4 protein-coding genes are annotated in these 6,996 nt (G+C 72.1%); 3 read left to right on the top strand and 1 reads right to left on the bottom strand.

What is annotated here, in order from left to right; genetic code table 11:
* Positions 1–82: 82 nt before the first annotated feature.
* The gene (glgC, locus tag ACW0Q9_RS07595; protein WP_456179253.1) at positions 83–1,315 is read right to left on the bottom strand and encodes a glucose-1-phosphate adenylyltransferase; all 1,233 of its coding nucleotides are present in this window, start codon (positions 1,313–1,315) and stop codon (positions 83–85) included.
* 95 nt (positions 1,316–1,410) lie between these two features.
* Between glgC and glgA the strand changes: the two genes are divergently transcribed.
* From glgA to glgB, 3 genes are read left to right on the top strand one after another with little or no spacing between them, the layout of a single operon-like run.
* Positions 1,411–2,619 (top strand): glycogen synthase, encoded by a 1,209-nt coding sequence (glgA, locus tag ACW0Q9_RS07590; RefSeq protein ID WP_456179251.1) that lies wholly within the window; start codon positions 1,411–1,413, stop codon positions 2,617–2,619.
* Positions 2,620–2,657: 38 nt separating this feature from the next.
* Positions 2,658–4,757 (top strand): maltotransferase domain-containing protein, encoded by a 2,100-nt coding sequence (locus ACW0Q9_RS07585; RefSeq protein WP_456179249.1) that lies wholly within the window; start codon positions 2,658–2,660, stop codon positions 4,755–4,757.
* Positions 4,745–6,847 carry a 1,4-alpha-glucan branching protein GlgB gene (gene glgB, locus ACW0Q9_RS07580; protein ID WP_456179247.1) on the top strand — a complete coding sequence of 701 codons (2,103 nt, stop codon included), beginning with the start codon at positions 4,745–4,747 and terminating at the stop codon, positions 6,845–6,847. Before ACW0Q9_RS07585 ends, glgB begins: the two co-directional genes overlap by 13 nt.
* The last annotated feature ends 149 nt before the right edge of the window (positions 6,848–6,996 follow it).

Here is a 6,996-nt window from a genome sequence, read left to right as displayed (position 1 = left end):
GCCCCGCTCCGGGTGTCCGCCGCCCGCGCGGTGGCGCGGGTGGTGGGCCACGGCGGGAACCTCCTTGCGGTGTACGGGTGGATCAGGGCTCGACGCGCTGGCCCTTGCCGATGACGACGATGCCGTTGTCAGAGACGGTGTAGCGCTGGCGGTCCTTCTCCAGGTCGACGCCGATCTCGGCGCCCTCCGGAACGTAGACGTTCTTGTCCAGGATGGCCCGGCGGACCACCGCGTGCCGGCCGATCTCGACACCCTCCATGAGCACCGCGCCGTCCACGTGCGCCCAGGAGTGCACCTTCACCCGCGGGGCCACGATCGAGTTCTCCACCAGCGAGCCGGAGATCACCGACCCGGGCGACACCATCGAACTGACCGCGCGGCCGACCCGCTCGCCCCAGGCGTGCACGAACTTGGCCGGCGGGTACGGGGGCTGGTTGCTGTAGATCGGCCAGTCGAAGTTGTAGAGGTTGAAGACCGGGTGGACGTTGATGAGGTCCATGTGGGCGTCGTAGAAGGAGTCGAGCGTCCCGACGTCGCGCCAGTAGCCGCGGTCCCGGTCGGTGCTGCCCGGCACCTCGTTGTCCTTGAAGTCGTAGACGTTGGCCTCGCCGCGCTCGACCAGCATCGGGATGATGCTGCCGCCCATGTCGTGCTTGCTGGTCTTGTCCTCGGCGTCGCGCTCGACGGCCTCGCAGAGCGCCTTCGTGCTGAAGACGTAGTTGCCCATCGAGGCGTAGATCTGGTCGGGCGCGTCGGGCAGCCCGACCGCGTCGGTGGGCTTCTCGCGGAACGCCCGGATCCGCCGGCCGTCCTCGCCGACCTCGATCACGCCGAACTGGTCGGCCGTCGACAGCGGCTGCCGGATGCCGGCCACGGTGACCGCGGCGCCGGAGGCGATGTGGTCCTCCACCATCTGCCGGGGGTCCATCCGGTAGATGTGGTCGGCGCCGAAGACGATCACATGGTCCGGCTGCTCGTCGTTGATCAGGTTGAAGCTCTGGTAGATGGCGTCGGCCGAGCCGGCGAACCACCACGGGCCGCGGCGCTGCTGCGCCGGCACCGGGGTGACGTAGTTGCCGAGCATCGTCGACATCCGCCAGGTCTGGGTGATGTGGCGGTCCAGCGAGTGGGACTTGTACTGGGTGAGCACGACGATCTTGAGATAGCCGGCGTTGGCCAGGTTGGAGAGGACGAAGTCGACCATGCGGTACATCCCGCCGAAGGGGACGGCCGGCTTCGCCCGGTCGGTGGTGAGGGGCATGAGGCGCTTGCCCTCCCCGCCGGCAAGGACGATCGCGAGCACCTTGGCAGCCATGCTCAGACGCTATCCATCCCGCCCCGACTTCACCACTCGTACGGGCACAGTCTGCCCCCGGGTGCGGCCCGGGTATCCACGCTAGGGTGCCGGACATGAGCGATTCCGCACGGCTGCGCGTCGACCTGCTCACCCGCGAGTACCCGCCGGAGGTCTACGGCGGCGCCGGGGTGCACGTCGAGTACCTCGCGCGCGAGCTGCGCCGCCTCGCCGACGTGCGGGTGCACTGCTTCGGCGCGCCCCGCGACGAGCCCGGCGTCACCGCGTACGCCGAGCCGGCGGCGCTGGCCGGCGCGAACGCCGCGCTGCGGACCATGGGCGTCGACCTGGAGATGGCCGCCGGCGCCGCCGGCACCGACGTGGTGCACAGCCACACCTGGTACGCCAACCTGGCCGGGCACACCGCGCGGCTGCTGCACGGGGTGCCGCACGTGGTGACCGCGCACAGCCTGGAGCCGCTGCGCCCGTGGAAGGCCGAGCAGCTCGGCGGCGGCTACGCGCTCTCCTCCTGGTGCGAGCGGACCGCGTTCGAGGCCGCCGACGCGATCATCGCGGTCAGCGAGGGGATGCGGCGGGACGTGCTGACCGCGTACCCGGAGGTCAACCCGGACCGGGTGCGGGTGGTCTACAACGGCATCGACACCGCGCAGTACGCTCCGGACCCCGGCACCGATGTGGTCGACCGGCTCGGCATCGACCCGGCCCGCCCCAGCGTGGTCTACGTCGGCCGGATCACCCGGCAGAAGGGCCTGCCGTACCTGCTGCGGGCGGCCCGGGAGCTGCCCGCCGACACCCAGCTCGTGCTGCTGGCCGGCGCCCCCGACACGCCGGAGATCGCCGCCGAGGTGGAGGGCCTGGTCGCGGAGCTGCGGGCCAACCGCTCGGGCGTGGTCTGGATCGCCGAGATGCTGCCCAAGCACGAGGTCATCCAGGTGCTCACCCACGCCACCATCTTCGTCTGCCCGTCCGTCTACGAGCCGATGGGCATCGTCAACCTGGAGGCGATGGCCTGCGAGACCGCCGTGGTGGCCACCGCCACCGGCGGCATCCCCGAGGTGGTCGCCGACGGCGAGACCGGCCTGCTGGTGCCGATCGAGCAGGCCGGTGACGGCAGCGGCCGGCCGCTGGATCCGGGGCGGTTCGTGGCCGACCTGGCGGCGACGGTCAACGACCTGCTGGCCGACCCGAAGCGGACCGAGGAGTTCGGTCTCGCGGGCCGCCGCCGGGCCGTCGAACACTTCTCCTGGGACACCATCGCGCAGCGGACGCTGGAGGTGTACCGGTCGGTGGGAGCGGCCGGCTGACCCGAGCGCGAAGCGATCTCGCGCAGTAGGTTGAACCGGTGACTGGACGGTTCCCGATCGAAGACGTCTCCCCCGTCGTCGCCTGCGGTCGCTACCCGGCCAAGGCGGTGGTCGACGAGATCGTGCCCGTGTCGGCCCGCGCCTACCGCGAGGGCCACGACGCGCTCGGCTGCAATGTGGTCTGGCTCGGCCCGGACGGCGCCGCCCGCCCGTTCACCCGGATGCGTCCCGGCGAGCCCGGCCAGGACCGCTGGCACGCCACCATCCGCCCGGACGCGGTCGGCACCTGGCGGTTCACCGTGGAGGCGTTCCAGGACCCGTACCTGACCTGGCAGAACGCCGTCACCAAGAAGCTCGCCGCCGGCCAGGGCCCGGCCGAGCTGGCCAACGACCTGGCCGAGGGCGCCCGGGTGCTGGAAGCCGCCCTCGACCTCGTGCCGGCCGCCGACGACAAGCGGGTCCGGGCGGCGGTGGCCGCGCTGCGCGACGAGGACGCCGGCCTGCCCCGCCGGGTCGGCCCGGCGCTCGACCTGGCCGCGCTGCTCTGGGACCACCCGGTCCGCGAGCTGGTCACCACCGGCGACGAGCACACCCTCTGGGTCGACCGGCCGCGGGCGCTCTTCTCCGCCTGGTACGAGTTCTTCCCCCGCTCCGAGGGGGCGATCCCGGCCACCGTCGACGCGCCCGCCCGCTCCGGCACCTTCGTCACCGCCCTGGACCGGCTGCCCGGCGTCGCCGCCATGGGCTTCGACGTGCTCTACCTGCCGCCGATCCACCCGATCGGGCGGGTCAACCGCAAGGGCCCGAACAACGCGCTCACCGCCGGCCCGGACGACGTCGGCTCGCCGTGGGCGATCGGCGCCGCCGAGGGCGGCCACGACGCCATCCACCCCGACCTGGGTACGCCGGAGGACTTCCGCGACTTCATCGCCGCCGCGGCCGACCAGGGCCTGGAGGTGGCCATGGACCTGGCGTTGCAGTGCGCGCCGGACCACCCCTGGGTGACCGAGCACCCGGAGTGGTTCACCACCCGGGCCGACGGCAGCATCGCGTACGCGGAGAACCCGCCGAAGAAGTACCAGGACATCTACCCGCTGAACTTCGACAACGACCCCGAGGGCATCCGGGCCGAGATCCTGCGGGTGGTGCTGCACTGGGTCGGCGAGGGCGTCCGGATCTTCCGGGTCGACAACCCGCACACCAAGCCGTTCGACTTCTGGCACTGGCTGATCTGGGAGGTCAAGAAGGTCGACCCGGACGTGCTCTTCCTCGCCGAGGCGTTCACCCGCCCGGCGATCATGCACGGCCTCGGGAAGATCGGCTTCACCCAGTCGTACACGTACTTCACCTGGCGCACCTCCGCTGCCGAGATGCGCGAATACTGCGAGGAACTGGTCGCCGCCGCCGACTACATGCGGCCCAACTTCTGGCCCAACACGCCGGACATCCTGCACGAGTCCCTCCAGCACGGCGGCCCGCCGATGTTCAAGATCCGGGCGGTGCTGGCCGCGCTGCTCTCCCCCTCCTGGGGCATGTACGCCGGCTACGAGCTGTTCGAGCACGTCGCCCGCCCCGGCGCCGAGGAGTACCTGGACAACGAGAAGTACGAGCTGCGCCCCCGCGACTGGGCCGGCGCGCAGGCACAGGGCCGCTCGCTCGCCCCGTTCATCGCCACCCTCAACCGGGTCCGCCGGGACAACCCCGCCCTGCACCGGCTGCGCACCCTGCGCTTCCACGACATCGACAACCCGGCGCTGCTCTGCTGGTCCAAGCACGACCCGGACACCGGCAACACGGTCATCGCGATCTGCTCGTTCGACTCCCGCTCCGTCCAGTGGGGCAACACCACCCTGGACATGCCGGCGCTCGGCTTCGACTGGCACGAGCGGTTCACCGTGCGCGACGAGCTGACCGGCGCCGAGTACGACTGGGGGCAGCGCAACGCCGTGCGGCTCGACCCGTACCTGCAGCCCGCGCACGTGTTCACCGTGCGACGGCCCGCCCCGGCCGAGCCCGAGCCCGCGCCGCCGGCTCCCGCGGCGGCCGACCTGACCGTCGAAGACGTACCCGCCGACCTCTCCGGCGGCACCGCCCCGACCGCACCGGCCGCGAAGGACGACGCACGATGGAGCAGCTGATCGCCGGCCAGGCGCACGACCCGCACGCCGTGCTCGGCGCGCACCCCGCCGACGGGCGCACCACCATCCGCACCATGCGCCGGGGCGCGGCCGACGTGGCCGTGCTCGCCGGCGACGAGCGGCACCCCATGAAGCGGGTCCACGACGTGGGCGTCTTCGAGGCCGTGCTGCCCGGCGAGGTGCTCGACTACCGGGTCGAGGTGGACGGCGCCGTGCACGACGACCCGTACCGCTACCCGCCCACCCTCGGCGAGCTGGACCTGCACCTCATCGGCGAGGGACGGCACGAGCGGCTCTGGGAGGCGCTCGGCGCCCGGGTCTTCGACGAGGGCGTGGCGTTCACCGTCTGGGCGCCCAACGCGCGCGGGGTCCGGGTGGTCGGCGACTTCACCGGCTGGGGGCCGGACGACGGCTGGCCGATGCGCTCGCTCGGTTCCAGCGGGGTGTGGGAGGTCTTCGTCCCCGGCGCCTCCGTCGGCAGCCGGTACAAGTACCGGGTCCTCGGCGCCGACGGGCACTGGCGGGACAAGGCCGACCCCTTCGCGGCCCGCGCCGAGGTGCCGCCGGCCACCGCCTCCGTGGTCCACCACTCCCGGTACGCCTGGGGCGACGCCGACTGGCTCACCCGCCGCGCCCGCCGGCAGCCGCACCAGGAGCCCATGAGCGTGTACGAGGTGCACCTCGGCTCCTGGCGGCCCGGCCTCACCTACCGGGAGCTGGCCGAGCAGCTCACCGCGTACGTCACCGAACTGGGCTTCACCCACGTCGAGTTCCTGCCCGTGATGGAGCACCCGTTCGGCGGCTCCTGGGGCTACCAGGTCACCGGCTACTACGCCCCCACCGCCCGCTTCGGCGACCCCGACGAGTTCCGCCACCTGGTCGACCGGCTGCACCAGGCCGGCATCGGGGTGATCCTCGACTGGGTGCCGGCGCACTTCCCCAAGGACGAGTGGGCCCTCGCCCGCTTCGACGGCACCCCGCTCTACGAGCACCCCGACCCGCGCCGCGGCGAGCACCCCGACTGGGGCACCTACGTCTTCGACTTCGGCCGCCGCGAGGTGCGCAACTTCCTGGTCGCCAACGCCCTCTACTGGCTGGACGAGTTCCACGTCGACGGGCTGCGCGTCGACGCGGTCGCCTCGATGCTCTACCTGGACTACTCCCGCCAGGAGGGCCAGTGGGCGCCCAACGTGCACGGCGGCCGGGAGAACCTCGAGGCCATCGCCTTCCTCCAGGAGGTCAACGCCACCGTCTACAAGCACCACCCCGGGGTGGTGATGGTCGCCGAGGAGTCCACCGCCTGGCCGGGCGTCACCCGCCCCACCGCCGAGGGCGGGCTGGGCTTCGGTTTCAAGTGGAACATGGGCTGGATGCACGACACCCTGCTCTACACCTCCAAGGACCCGATCTACCGGCAGCACCACCACCATCAGCTCACCTTCTCCCTGGCGTACGCCTGGAGCGAGAACTACGTGCTGCCGATCAGCCACGACGAGGTGGTGCACGGCAAGGGCTCCCTGGCCGGGAAGATGCCCGGCGACACCTGGCAGCGGCTGGCCAACGTGCGGGCGCTGCTGGCGTACATGTGGGCGCACCCCGGCAAGCAGCTGCTCTTCATGGGCTGCGAACTCGCCGACGACCGCGAGTGGAGCGAGCAGCGCGGCCTCGACTGGTACCTGCTGCACGACCCGGCGCGGGCCGGCGTGCAGCGCCTGGTCGGCGACCTGAACCGGGTCTACCGGGAGACCCCGGCGCTCTGGGCGCAGGACACCGACCCCGCCGGCTTCCGCTGGATCGCCGGAGACGACGTCGCCAACAACAGCGTCTCCTTCACCCGGATCGCCCCCGACGGCCAGACCCTGGTCTGCGTGGCCAACTTCTCCGCGCTGCCGCTGGAGGGCTACCGGGTCGGCCTGCCGGCCGGTGGCACCTGGACCGAGGTGCTCAACACCGACGCCCACCACTACGGGGGTTCGGGCGTGGGCAACCTGGGGGCGGTGCAGGCCGAGAGCGTGCCGTGGCACGGCATGCCGGCGTCCGCGGCGCTGCGGGTGCCACCGCTCGGCGTCCTCTGGCTCCGCCCCGCCTGAGCCACAAACACCGCCGCCCGCTGCTCGCTGCCCCGCTGCCCCTTGCTCTCTGCTCGTCGCTCGCTGCCCGAAGCTCGCTGTTCCGATCTTGGAGAGTTGCCGTTCGTAGCGGACGGTAACTCGCCAAGATTTCTGAACGCCGCCCCGCG

Source organism: Micromonospora sp. I033, assembly GCF_053890995.1.
Note: the sequence above shows the minus strand (reverse complement) of the source record. Positions and strands in the feature narration are given on the sequence as shown.